Source organism: Brevundimonas intermedia, assembly GCF_004614235.1.
GTDB lineage: Bacteria > Pseudomonadota > Alphaproteobacteria > Caulobacterales > Caulobacteraceae > Brevundimonas > Brevundimonas intermedia_A.
On the sequence record NZ_SPVH01000007.1, the window covers coordinates 350,372 to 362,226 of the forward strand.

Genomic DNA, 11,855 nt, shown 5'->3' on the forward strand with positions numbered 1-11,855 from the left:
TTTGCGTCGCTTAAAGAACAGTGAGTGCGGCGGTGAAGGCGGCGAGGCCCCGTTCCAGATCGGCGATCAGGTCGGCGGGGTCTTCCAGACCGATATGGATGCGGATCAGTTCGCCCTCCAGCGCGGGCGGATGGTCGCGATAGGCCATTTGATGGGTCTCGTGGGTGATTAGGCTTTCGAACCCGCCCCAGGAATAGCCGAGACCGAACAGGCTGAGGGCGTTCAGGAAGGCCTCGCCCGCCGCCTTGTCGCCGCCCTTCATGACCACGCCCATCAGGGACGCCGCGCCGGTGAAGTCCCGCCGCCACAGGTCGTGGCCAGTCGAGCCAGGCAGGGGCGGATAGAGAACGCGGGAAACCTCGGGCCGCGCTTGCAGCCATTCCGCGACGATCAGGCCAGACCTGGCCTGTTCCGCATAGCGCAGCGGCAGGGTCCGCAAACCGCGCAGCGCCAGCCAGGCGTCGTCGGGCGAAACATGCCACCCTAGATCCTCGATGGTGTCGCCGATGGTGCGCAGGCAAGCGGGGTCATTCGAGGCGATGCTGCCCATCAGCACATCAGAGTGTCCGCCGACGTATTTGGTGACTGCCTGGACGCTGACATCCACGTCATGGGCCAACGGGCGATAGGCAAGGCCGGCGGCCCAGGTATTGTCGACCACCGTCAGGACGCCTCGCGCACGGCAGGCCTGGGTCACGGCGGCGACATCGACCATTTCGAACGTCAATGACGACGGCGACTCCATCAGCACCAGTCGCGTCCGGTCGCCCAAGGCGGCGACGATGGCCGACGCATCGGCGTCGGCGGGGAGGAAGCGGGTCGTGACGCCGCGCGCGGCCTGATAACGGCTGAGAAAGCGCCGCGTCGGACCATAGACGGCGTCCGTGGTGATCACCTCGTCGCCCGGTCGCAGCAGGGCCAGAAGCGGCACGGTGACGGCCGCGAGGCCGGACGGGACCAGAAAGGCGTCCGTGGCGCCCTCCAGATCAGCCAGGGCGCGGCGAAGGTCGCGGGCGGCGCTGGTTCCGCTGAGGCCGTAGGTCGGGCCGTCCGTCTCGTCGCGCATGACGCCGGCCGTGTCGCTGAGCATGGTCGAGGCGCGCTCGATGGGCGGGTTGACGCCGCGACGACCCTGACCCCGACGTGTGGCGGCGGCGATCAGGCGGGTGCGGTCCGAATGCGGCGACATGGCGTTTCCGATGGGTTGCGGATCGAGCCCTAAAGGCCTCTAAAGCCAGCGGGGCGCAAGCGGCGAGGGATTGGAACGCGATGCGGTGCTGGATGATCGGAGCGATGGCGGCGGTGCTGCTGACGGCCGCGTGCGGACGGCAGGACGCCGATCCGACGCCGGAGACGACCGATGTCGCGCCGACCGCAACAACGCCCAGCGCCGTTCCCGAAAGCCCGACGCTGGCGGCGATCAAGCGACGCGGCCGCCTGAACTGCGGCGTGCATCAGGGACTGGTTGGCTTCGCCTATACCGACAATCGGGGTCAGTGGCGCGGGTTCGACGTCGACTTCTGTCGCGCGACGGCGGCGGCGGTGCTGGGTGATGCAAACGCCGTGCGGTTCGTACCCTTGTCGGCGTCGGATCGGTTTGCGGCGCTGAACGACGGTCGGATCGACGTGCTGTGGCGCAACTCGTCTTGGACCATGAGCCGTGACGCGGGCGAGGGGTTCGTCTTCGCCGGCATCAACTATTACGACGGCCAGGGCTTCTTGGTGCGGCGATCGCTGAACCTGAACAGCGCGACTGAGCTGAATGGGGCGCGGGTCTGCGTTCAGTCCGGCTCGACCTCGCAAATCAACGCCGCCGATTATTTCCGGTCGCGTGGCATCGAATATCGGCCTGTCGTCTTCGAAACCGAAGAGGCGGCGCGCGACGCCTATGGCCGCGAGGACTGCGACGCCTTCAGCGCCGACATCTCCGCTTTAGCCGCCGCGCGGACCGTTCTGACCAACCCCAACGAACATGTGATCCTGTCGGACGTGGCGTCCAAGGAGCCGCTGGGGCCGGTCGTCAAGGCGGGCGACGAACGTTGGGCCTCGACCGTGCGCTGGACCCTGAACGCCCTGATGCTTGCCGAGGAGCTAAGGGTGACCAAAGCCAGCGTGGAGGCGCAGTCCAAGACTGCGACGGACCCGCGCGTCCGGCGTCTGCTGGGCGCCGAGGGCGAGTTCGGACCCATGCTGGGCTTGTCCAAGACCTGGGCCAGGGACGCCGTCGGGGCGGTCGGTAACTATGGCGAGATCTTCGAGCGGAATCTGGGGTCGCAATCGGCGCTCGACCTGGCGCGCGGTTTGAACGCACAATGGAACGCGCGCCCGGCCGGCTTGATCTATGGTCTGCCGATCCGATAAGCGCCGACGTTTGTATCGCTTCCTGGGGGATAGATGACCGAGACGAAACGTGGCGGCCTCGCGCTGCACTGGCTGATGCTGATCGGTTTCGCCGTGGGTCTGGGCGGCGGTCTGATCGTCAATCTGACGCTGGGCGCCGACACGGGCTGGGTCGTCTGGCTGACGGACAACGTCACAGGGCCGCTGGGTCAGATCTTCCTGCGCCTGCTGTTCATGATGGTCATCCCCCTGCTGTTCTCGGCCCTGGTGGTGGGGGTGGCCGAGATGGGCGACCTCAGCTCGTTGGGACGCGCGGGGATCAAGACCCTGGTGCTGACCATACTGGTGTCCAGCATCGCCGTGGTGATCGGCCTGGTCATGGTCAATGTGTTCCAGCCCGGACGGGGCGTCGATCCCGTGCTGGCGCAACAGCTGCTGGAACAAGGTCGCGACGGCGCGGCCGGAATCGTGCGCGGGGCGCCCGAGACCATCCAGCTGGGCGACTTCTTCCTTGAGCTGATCCCGTCGAACGTCTTCACGGCCGCAGCCGAGAACCAGATCCTGCCGGTGATGGTGTTCGCCCTGTTCTTCGGCATCGGCCTGGTGATGGCCAAGTCGCCCGCGACCGACCGGCTGCAGCAGGTCATCGAGGGCCTGTTCGAAGTCACGATGAAGCTGATCAACCTGTTCATCAAACTGGCCCCCATCGCCATCGCCTGCCTGATGTTCAACCTGGCGGCCCTGTTCGGATGGGACCTGCTGGTGCGGCTGGCGGCCTATGTGGGCGTCGCCGTGGGCGCCATGGCGATCCATATGTTCGTGGTCTATCCGCTGGTGATCTGGATCCTGGGCGGCCGTTCACCCATCGCCTTCTTCAAGGGCGTGCGCGAGCCGATGGTGGTGGCCTTCTCGACCGCCTCGTCCAATGCGTCGCTGCCGGTGTCGCTGAAGGCGGCCGAGGAAGAGCTGAAGCTGCCGCGCAAGATCGCGCGTTTCGTGCTGACGGTCGGCGCCACCGCCAACCAGAACGGCACGGCCCTGTTCGAGGGGGTGACGGTCCTGTTCCTGGCCCAGTTCTTCGGCGTCGATCTGACGATCACCCAGCAGGTCATCGTCATGCTGGTCTGCATACTGGGCGGGATCGGCACGGCGGGCGTGCCGGCCGGTTCGCTGCCGGTCGTGGCGATGATCTTGGTGATGGTGAAGGTGCCGCCCGAAGGAATCGGCCTGATCCTGGGCGTGGATCGCTTCCTGGACATGTGCCGCACGACGCTGAACGTCACCGGCGACCTGGTGCTGGCGACCGTGGTGTCACGTGGCGAAGAGGACGACGCTGTCGAAGCCGACGATGTCGTCCCTGTCGCGCCTCCAGCCTGAAGTTCAGCCGGTCTCGACCGGGGTGTCCGACCGGGCGCCCCATTCGGACCAGGAGCCATCGTAGAGGTGTGACGAGCGACCAAGCTCGGCCAGGCCCAGGGTCAGGATGGCGGCGGTGACGCCGGAGCCGCAGGTGGTGACCATGGGCCGGTCTATATTGACGCCGGCATCGACGAAGGCCTGCTCCAGCGCCGAACCTCGCTTCATCGTGCCGTCCTCGTTCAGCAGCCGGCCGTAGGGCAGGTTGAGCGCGCCCGGCATATGACCGCTGCGCACGCCGGGGCGGGGTTCGGCAACCTGACCGCTGAACCGAGGAGCGCCACGCGCATCGACGACCTGAACGCCTTTGGCAAACGCGTCGCGGACGTCATCGAGCGAGGCGACAGACTCGCCGGAATCTGCGGCTTCGAAGTGGGTCGCAACGGCTTCCGACTCGCCACTCTGCACAGGGCGGCCCTGCGCCAGCCAACGCGGGAGGCCGCCATCCAGCACCTGAAAGTGCTTGGCGCCCATGGTCTTCAGCATCCACCACACGCGGGCCGCCGAGAACAGGCCGGCCGTGTCATAAACGACGATCCGGTGGTCGTTCCCGAGGCCGAGGGCGCCGACGGATGCCGCGAACGATTGCGGCGACGGCATCATGTGGGGCAGGGGGCTGTTGCGGTCCGACACGGCGTCCAGATCGAAGAAGACGGCGCCGGGGATATGGGCCTGTTCGAAATCAGAGCGGGCGTCACGGCCGTCCAGATGCCAGCTGCCGTCCACGATGCGCAGACCGGGTTCGCCGAGGCGGGCGGCGAGGTTTTCGGTGGAGATCAGAAAGCTCATGGTCGGGACAGGGCCAGTTGCATGACGTCGGTGCGGCCGGAGCGGAAGCCGGCCTCGCAATAGGCGAGATAGAAGCGCCAAAGGCGGCGGAAACGCTCGTCGAAACCGGGAATCCTGCTGATCTCGGACCAACTCGCCTGGAAGCGCTCGTCCCACCTTTTCAGGGTGGAGGCGTAGTCGAGGCCGAACCGCTCGACGGCCTGCCATGACAGGCCGGCCGTCGAGGTGACGGGCGCCAATCGCTCCTCTGACGGCAGCATGCCGCCGGGGAAGACGTACTTCTGAATGAAGTCGGTGCGGGCGTTGTACTCTTCGAACAGGGCGTCCTGGATGGTGATGATCTGCAGCCCCGCGACGCCGCCCGGCTTGAGGACATCGTGGACCTTGTCGAAATAGGCGGGCCAGTATTCCTTGCCGACCGCCTCGAACATTTCGATGGAGGCGACGCGGTCGAACTGACCCTGGACGTCGCGATAGTCGATCAGTTCGATCCTGGCTTTTTCGGTCAGCCCCGCATTGAACAGCCTTTGCTGCGCGAAGTCGTGCTGCTCCTTGGAGATGGTGATGCCGGTGACGTTCGCGCCGATCTCACGCGCCGCGAACTCAGCGAAACCGCCCCAGCCGCAGCCGATTTCCAGGACCGACATGCCGGGTTTAATGTCCATCATACGGGCCAGGCTGGCGTATTTCTCGCGCTGGCCTGCTTCCAGCGTCTCGTCCTCGCGACTGAAACGCGCCGACGAATAGGTCATCGAGGTGTCCAGCCAGTTCAGATAGAAGGCGTTGCCCAGGTCATAGTGGGCGTGGATGTTCTTCCTGGAGCCCGTCCGGCTGTTGCGGTTGCTGCGATGCGCCAGCCAGTTGACGGCCATCATCAGCCAGTTGCCGTCGAACAGGCGTCGGATATGGTCGTAGTTGTCGACCAGGGTTTCCAGCAGGGCGGCCAGATGCGGGCTGTCCCATTCGCCGGCCATGTAGCCCTCGGCGAACCCGATGTCGCCGGCGGCCAGGACACGGCGCGCGAAGCCGTAGTCCTTGACGTGCATCACGCCACTGGGGCCGGGCTGTTCGCCTTCCAGCACATGCGCTTCGCCATTCGGTAGATGCACCGTCAGACGTCCGTAGGTCCAGTTGGAGGCGAGCAGGCGCAGCAGCATCGCAAAGACGCGGGGCGTCCGGGCGGAGGCGGCGGCCAGGTCGGTCGTGGCGAGACTCATGATGAACCTTTCTGCGCGTCAATCACGGTCGGTCGTGTCGTCGCCGCGTCCCGACACCGTCTTGAGGGCGTCGAGGGCGCGAGCACGAGCTTGGCCATGATCCAAGATGGGGTGGGGATAGTCTTTGCCAAGCCTGAGGCCGGCGTCGCGCAGCACCTCGGCTGGGGCGGTCCAGGGCGCCTGAAGCCAACGGTCGGACAGGGCGCGCAGTTCGGGAACCCAGCGGCGGACATAGCCGCCCTTGGCGTCGAACTTCTCGCCTTGGGCGATGGGATTGAAGATGCGGAAATACGGGGCGGCGTCGGCCCCGGATCCGGCGACCCACTGCCAGTTCTGCACATTGCTGGCCAGATCGGCGTCGACCAGCGTGTCCCAGAACCAGGCCTCGCCCTCGCGCCAGTCGATCAGCAGGTGTTTGACCAAGAAGGAGGCGACGACCATCCGCACGCGATTGTGCATCCAGCCGGTCGCCCACAGTTGTCGCATCCCGGCATCGACCAGGGGATAGCCCGTTCGGCCGCGCTTCCAGGCCTCCAGCCCCTTGGGATCGTCGCGCCAGGGCATGGCGTCGTATTCGGGCCGGAAGGCGCGCTCGGGCATGGTCGGGAAATGGTGGAGCAGGTGGGCGGAGAAATCGCGCCAGCCGATCTCGGCGACGAACTTTTCCGCCTCGGCGGCGGGGACCTTGCCTGCTGCAGCCGCGTCACGCGCACGTTCGACGGCGCGCCACGGACTAATCTCGCCCCAATGCAGGTGCGGCGACAGGCGGCTGGTCGCCGGGCGGTCGGGATGGTCGCGGCCGACGGAGTAAGCCTTCAGCCCGTGGGCGAGGAAGTCGGAAAGGGCGGCAGAGCCGCCGTCTTCGCCCGGCGTCCAGTCGAAGCCTTTGGACCAGTCCGGTCCGGTCGGATGCAGTTTCCAGTCGTCGATCGACTCGCTCTCGACGGCGGTCGGGGTGTCGATTTCGCGCGGGCCGGTCGTGTGGGCGGGCGGTTCGGCCTGGGCCAGCAGCGCCTTCAGGAACGGCGTGAAGACCTTATAGGGGCCGCCCGTGCCGTTCAGTACCGCGCCGGGACGGCAAAGCAGCGATCCGTTGAAGCCGCGGCAATCGACGGCGTCGGCTTTCAGCGCATGGGCGATCTCGGCATCGCGTTCGAACGCCTGCGGTTCGAACAGCCGGTTCATGAAGACGGCGTCGGCATTGGTCTCCTGGATCAGCTTCTGAAGTTGCGACAGCGAATCGCCGCTTCGCAAAATCAACCGCGAACCCCGGGTTTGAAGCGACGCGTCGAGCGCCCGGAGCGACTTGTCGAGCCACCACAGCGACGCCGCGCCGGTCTGGCGATCCGGATTTCGATCCAGGATGAAGACCGGAAGGATCGGCCGTCCCGTCTCGGCGGCATGGTTCAGGGCGGGGTTGTCGTGCAGGCGCAGGTCGCGGCGGAACCAGAGGATGACAGGCTTGGTGGCCACGCGGGCGAACTCCGTGATAACTTGCGCTCAACCGTTCAGAGCGCCACCTGATGGCCCAATAGCTGCGGCAAACGCCGCCTCTACAACACTCGAACTTCGAAAGAGCCGCCTCGTGAGCCGACCCAACGCTGTCATTACGTTGTCCGAAGGTCTTCGGACGCCTGTCGTCATTGGCGGCGGCGCCAGAATCGCCTTTATCGCCGGTCCCTGCCAGATGGAAAGCCGTCAGCACGCGCTGGAGACGGCCCATGCGCTTAAGGAAATCGGCGAACGGTTGAACGTCGGCATCATCTACAAGACCAGTTTCGACAAGGCGAACCGCACCAGCGCCAGCGCCGCCCGCGGCATCGGCCTGAAGGACGCCATGCCGATCTTCGCCGAAATCCGCGAGGTCACAGGCCTGCCGACCCTGACCGACGTCCACTCCGAGGCCCAGTGCGGCCCGGTGGGCGAGGTCGTCGATGTGCTGCAGATCCCGGCCTTCCTCAGCCGTCAGACCGATCTGCTGCTGGCCGCCGCCGCGACCGGCAAGGCGATCAACATCAAGAAGGGCCAGTTCCTGGCGCCCTGGGACATGAAGAACGTCATCGCCAAGGTGGTCGGCGCCGGCAATCCCAACGTCATGGCCTGCGAGCGGGGCGCCAGCTTCGGCTACAACACCCTGGTCAGCGATATGCGCGCCCTGCCGGTGCTGCGCGAGATCGGTTGCCCAGTCGTGTTCGACGCGACCCACAGCGTCCAGCAGCCGGGCGGCCAGGGCACGTCCTCGGGCGGTCAGCGCGAGTTCGTGCCGGTCCTGGCGCGCGCCGCCGTCTCGGTCGGGGTGGATGCGGTCTTCGTGGAGACGCACCCTGATCCGGACAATGCGCCGTCGGATGGCCCCAACATGGTGCCGCTGGACCAGTTCGAGGCCCTGGCGGCGCAACTGATCGCCTTCGACGACTTGGCCATCAAGATCGGGGCCAAGGCGCCAGTGGCGCAGGCCGCCTGAATCCTCTAGGTCGGACCCATGTCTGACACCTTGGACCTGGGCGCCCTGCAAAGCCTGCTGGAGCGCGTGCGCGGCCTGAAGATCGCTTGCGTCGGCGACCTGATGCTGGACCGCTACGTCTATGGCGAGGTCAGCCGCATCTCGCCCGAGGCGCCGATCCCGGTGCTGCGCGCCGCCCGCACGGTCGCCATGCCTGGCGGCGTCGGCAATGTGGCGCGCAATATCGCGGCGCTGGGCGGTGTGGCCCGCCTGGGCGCCGTCGTCGGGGACGATGCGGCGGGCGCCGAGTTGACCGCTCTGATCGCCGCCGAGCCACGGATCGAGGACGCTTTGGCCCGCGCCGCCGAGGCCGCCACCATCGTCAAGACGCGGTTCGTTTCGGGGGGGCAACAGCTGTTGCGGCTGGACGACGAAGCGGCGCCGATGGGCATCGACACTTCTGACGCCTTTACGGGCACTTCCGTTTATCTTCTGTCCGACTATGCCAAGGGTGTCGTCGGTGACGCGTTGATCGCATCGGCTTTGGCGGCGGCTAAGAAGTCCGGCGCGCCAGTCGTGGTCGATCCCAAGGGACGCGACTTCGCACGCTATGGGGCGGTCGATGTGATCAAGCCCAACGCCTCTGAATTGGCCGGGGCGACGGGCTTGCCGGTCGGAACAGACGCCGAGGTCGAGGCGGCGCTGGAGGCGCTGCTGGCCGCCACGACCGCAAAGGCCGTGATCGTGACGCGCGCGGGCAAGGGGATGAGCCTGGCGCGGCGCGGGGAACCGGTAAAGCATTTCCCAGGCCGGGCGCGCGAGGTGTTCGACGTTTCGGGCGCCGGCGACACCTGTCTGGCGGCCATCGGCCTGGCCCTGGGCGCCGGAGCGTCGCTGGAGACGGCGGTCGAGTTCGCCATCCTGGCCTCGGGCGTGGTGGTCGGAAAGGCCGGGACGGCCGTGGTCACGCCCGCCGAACTGATCGAGGCCGAGCTGAGCCAGCATGCCACGGCTGCCGTCGCCAAGGTGACGCCGCTGGACGAACTGTCGGCCGAGGTCGAGGCCTGGCGGCGTCAGGGGCTGAAGGTCGGTTTCACCAACGGCTGTTTCGACATCCTGCACCGGGGCCATGTCGCCTATCTGGCCCAGGCGCGCAGTTGGTGCGACCGACTGGTGGTGGCGTTGAACACCGACGCCTCGGTCAAGCGGCTGAAGGGCGAGGGACGGCCCGTCAACGATCTGGACAGTCGGGCGGTCGTCATCGGCGGCTTGGCCAGTGTGGACCGCGTGACCAGTTTCGACGATCCGACGCCGGTCGCCTTGATCGAACGGCTGAGACCCGATGTGCTGATCAAGGGCTCGGACTACACGCGCGAGGGCGTGGTCGGCGGCGATCTGGTCGAGAGCTGGGGCGGCGAGGTCAGGCTGGCGGATTTCAAGGACGGGTATTCGACCACGCGGACGATCGAGAAGATGACCACAGGATCCCAGCAATGACGCCTCGCATGATCGTCGTCACCGGCGGCGCCGGCTTCATCGGCTCCAACATCGTGGCGCGGCTGACGGCCGAGACGGCCTATGACCTCGTGGTCTGCGATCGGCTGGAGACCGCCGATCTGGCCAAGTGGAAGAATGTCGCCAAGCACGCCATCGCCGACTTCTGGTCGCCCGAGGAACTGTTCGAGCAGCTGGAGCGTCATGCCGAACGGATCGAGGCCGTGGTGCATATGGGCGCCATCTCCTCCACGACCGAGCCGGACGCCGACCTGATCCTGCGCACCAACTTCACCCTGTCGCGCGACCTGTGGGACTGGTGCACGATCCGCGACGTCAGGATGATCTACGCGTCCTCGGCAGCCACTTATGGCGACGGTGAGGGGGGCTTCAACGACGATGACGATGCGGATTCTTTGTCGAAGCTTCGGCCGCTAAACGCCTATGGTTATTCGAAGATGTTGTTCGATCAGCATGCCGTGCGCCAGGCGGATCGCGGCCAGGCGCCGCGCCAGTGGGCAGGGTTGAAATTCTTCAACGTCTATGGGCCGAACGAGGGCCACAAGGGCGGGATGAAGTCGGTCGTCGCCCAGATCTGGCCCAAGGTCGAGGCGGGCGAGACCGTCAGCCTGTTTCGGTCGCACAATCCGAACTATCGCGATGGCGGCCAGCTGCGCGACTTCGTCTATGTGGACGACGTGGTCGACATCATCGAGTTCCTGCTGCAGTCGCCGGAGGTGTCCGGCATCTTCAACGCCGGGTCCGGTCAGGCGCGGTCGTTCGAAGATCTGGCCAAGGCCACCTTCGCCGCCGCCGGGAAGGAAGCCTCCATCCAGTATGTCGACATGCCCGAGGTGATCCGCGACCGGTACCAGTATTTCACCGAAGCCCGGATGGAGCGGATTCGGGCCGCCGGTTTCGAGGGCCAGTCCACGCCGCTGGAAGAGGGCGTGCGGCGTTACGTACAGGACTTCCTGTCCACCGCTGATCCGTATCGCTGATGCGCCGGCTGACCTTCAGGCAGTGGGTCGGCTATGCGGGCTTCGCCGCCGTCCTGATCCTGACCGCCGCCGTGGCGGTCTGGAGCGGAGATATCCTGCGGGCCGGGTTGGACCCTCAGGTGCCGTTCCAGACCTACAAGCCGCCGCCCGCGCCGGATTATCGGTCGGCGTCGTCCTGGGCGTTGATGGACGAAGGCGCGCCGGACCGCGCGTCGGTCTTCTTCGTCATGCCGACAACGTTCGACGGTGGCGCAGAGTGGAACGGGCCGATCGACGATGCGCGGGCGAATGCCTATCTGCGCCGCGTCGTCTTGCCGAACTATGCCTCGCCCTTCGCCAGGGAAGGCAAGGTCAGCGCGCCGCTCTATCGCCAGGCCAGCCTCTATACCCGTCTGACCCTGCGCGATGATGCGCGTGAGGCGCGGGCCTTCGCCTATGAGGATGTGAAGGCGGCCTTCGCCCTGTGGCTTCGCAATCATCCGACCGGACCGATCGTGATCGCGGGGGTGGAGCAGGGCGGCGAACTGTCGGCGCTGCTGGTGCGCGACGCGCTTACCGCCGATCCGAAGCTCAAGGACCGGTTGGTGGCGGCCTATCTGATCGAGACCTTGGTCAGTCGCGAGATGTTCCAGCAGAGGGTCACGCCCTGCGACGCGTCGGACGAGACAGGCTGTATCGTCGCCTGGTCATCGGTCGAGGACGGCGACGAACCGGCGGCGCGGCGCAAGCTGCGGCGGGCGCTGGACTGGAATGACCGGGGCGAGCTGGTGGGGCTGACGACCGCGCCGATGTGCGTCAATCCGGTGACCGGAGCAACAGCTCAACCGCGCGCCGAGGCTCGCCAGCACAGCGGGGCGACCAATGCGACGGGGCTGGAATGGGGCGCGCGTCCGGCCCTGACCGGGCGTCTGATTTCGACCGAATGTCGCGGCGGCCTGCTGTGGCACAGCGCGCCCGACGCCGACTTCCTGACGGCCGGCGGAAGCTGGGCGGATCGACGCAAGATCGTGCCTTACAACCTGTTCTACGGCGACATCGAGCGTGACGTCAGCGTCCGCTTGGCGGCATGGCGGGCCAAGCGCGGCCTTTAGCATCGATCAGTTCGTCCGGTTTCTATGGCGCCGCTCGCGTCCAGCGCGTAGGCTGATCGCCTCA

General features: G+C 66.6%; 10 protein-coding genes. 6 read left to right on the forward strand and 4 right to left on the reverse strand.

Annotated elements, in window-relative coordinates:
- Positions 1–10: 10 nt before the first annotated feature.
- On the reverse strand, positions 11–1,189 hold the full coding sequence (metC, locus tag EGY25_RS15675; protein WP_135195943.1) for a cystathionine beta-lyase: 1,179 nt from the start codon (positions 1,187–1,189) through the stop codon (positions 11–13).
- Between the two features lie 80 nt (positions 1,190–1,269).
- On the opposite strand from metC, the gene EGY25_RS15680 reads away from it, so the two are divergent.
- Entirely contained in the window at positions 1,270–2,361 is a 1,092-nt protein-coding gene (locus EGY25_RS15680; protein WP_245159498.1) for an amino acid ABC transporter substrate-binding protein, read from the forward strand.
- A 33-nt stretch (positions 2,362–2,394) separates the two neighbouring features.
- Entirely contained in the window at positions 2,395–3,717 is a 1,323-nt protein-coding gene (locus tag EGY25_RS15685; RefSeq protein WP_135195944.1) for a dicarboxylate/amino acid:cation symporter, read from the forward strand.
- Between the two features lie 3 nt (positions 3,718–3,720).
- Here the strand turns inward: EGY25_RS15685 and sseA are convergent, their stop codons facing one another.
- Genes sseA through EGY25_RS15700 form a run of 3 tightly spaced genes read right to left on the reverse strand, consistent with a single transcriptional unit; the run spans position 3,721 to position 7,235 of the window.
- Positions 3,721–4,545 (reverse strand): 3-mercaptopyruvate sulfurtransferase, encoded by an 825-nt coding sequence (gene sseA, locus EGY25_RS15690; protein WP_135195945.1) that lies wholly within the window; start codon positions 4,543–4,545, stop codon positions 3,721–3,723.
- Positions 4,542–5,762, reverse strand: a complete 1,221-nt coding sequence (locus EGY25_RS15695) for an SAM-dependent methyltransferase (RefSeq protein WP_135195946.1) — start codon at positions 5,760–5,762, stop codon at positions 4,542–4,544. Before EGY25_RS15695 ends, sseA begins: the two co-directional genes overlap by 4 nt.
- An 18-nt stretch (positions 5,763–5,780) precedes the next feature.
- Positions 5,781–7,235: a cryptochrome/photolyase family protein gene (locus EGY25_RS15700; RefSeq protein WP_135195947.1), complete on the reverse strand. Its 1,455-nt coding sequence runs from the start codon at positions 7,233–7,235 to the stop codon at positions 5,781–5,783.
- A gap of 112 nt (positions 7,236–7,347) precedes the next feature.
- On the opposite strand from EGY25_RS15700, the gene kdsA reads away from it, so the two are divergent.
- From kdsA to EGY25_RS15720, 4 genes are read left to right on the forward strand one after another with little or no spacing between them, the layout of a single operon-like run.
- Positions 7,348–8,226, forward strand: a complete 879-nt coding sequence (gene kdsA, locus EGY25_RS15705; RefSeq protein WP_432417383.1) for a 3-deoxy-8-phosphooctulonate synthase — start codon at positions 7,348–7,350, stop codon at positions 8,224–8,226.
- Positions 8,227–8,244: 18 nt separating this feature from the next.
- Positions 8,245–9,702, forward strand: coding sequence for a D-glycero-beta-D-manno-heptose 1-phosphate adenylyltransferase (gene rfaE2, locus EGY25_RS15710; protein WP_135195948.1), 1,458 nt, complete (start codon positions 8,245–8,247; stop codon positions 9,700–9,702).
- Positions 9,699–10,700, forward strand: a complete 1,002-nt coding sequence (rfaD, locus tag EGY25_RS15715) for an ADP-glyceromanno-heptose 6-epimerase (RefSeq protein WP_245159499.1) — start codon at positions 9,699–9,701, stop codon at positions 10,698–10,700. The genes rfaE2 and rfaD overlap by 4 nt, the downstream gene beginning before the upstream one ends.
- Positions 10,700–11,791 carry a DUF3089 domain-containing protein gene (locus EGY25_RS15720; protein WP_135195949.1) on the forward strand — a complete coding sequence of 364 codons (1,092 nt, stop codon included), beginning with the start codon at positions 10,700–10,702 and terminating at the stop codon, positions 11,789–11,791. Before rfaD ends, EGY25_RS15720 begins: the two co-directional genes overlap by 1 nt.
- Positions 11,792–11,855: the final 64 nt, after the last annotated feature.

Bases quoted from the DNA above. Each gene is read 5' to 3' on its own strand.
- metC (WP_135195943.1), bottom strand. From the start codon at position 1,189: ATGTCGCCGCATTCGGACCGCACCCGCCTGATCGCCGCCGCCACACGT.
- EGY25_RS15680 (WP_245159498.1), top strand. From the start codon at position 1,270: ATGCGGTGCTGGATGATCGGAGCGATGGCGGCGGTGCTGCTGACGGCC.
- EGY25_RS15685 (WP_135195944.1), top strand. From the start codon at position 2,395: ATGACCGAGACGAAACGTGGCGGCCTCGCGCTGCACTGGCTGATGCTG.
- sseA (WP_135195945.1), bottom strand. From the start codon at position 4,545: ATGAGCTTTCTGATCTCCACCGAAAACCTCGCCGCCCGCCTCGGCGAA.
- EGY25_RS15695 (WP_135195946.1), bottom strand. From the start codon at position 5,762: ATGAGTCTCGCCACGACCGACCTGGCCGCCGCCTCCGCCCGGACGCCC.
- rfaE2 (WP_135195948.1), top strand. From the start codon at position 8,245: ATGTCTGACACCTTGGACCTGGGCGCCCTGCAAAGCCTGCTGGAGCGC.
- rfaD (WP_245159499.1), top strand. From the start codon at position 9,699: ATGACGCCTCGCATGATCGTCGTCACCGGCGGCGCCGGCTTCATCGGC.
- EGY25_RS15720 (WP_135195949.1), top strand. From the start codon at position 10,700: ATGCGCCGGCTGACCTTCAGGCAGTGGGTCGGCTATGCGGGCTTCGCC.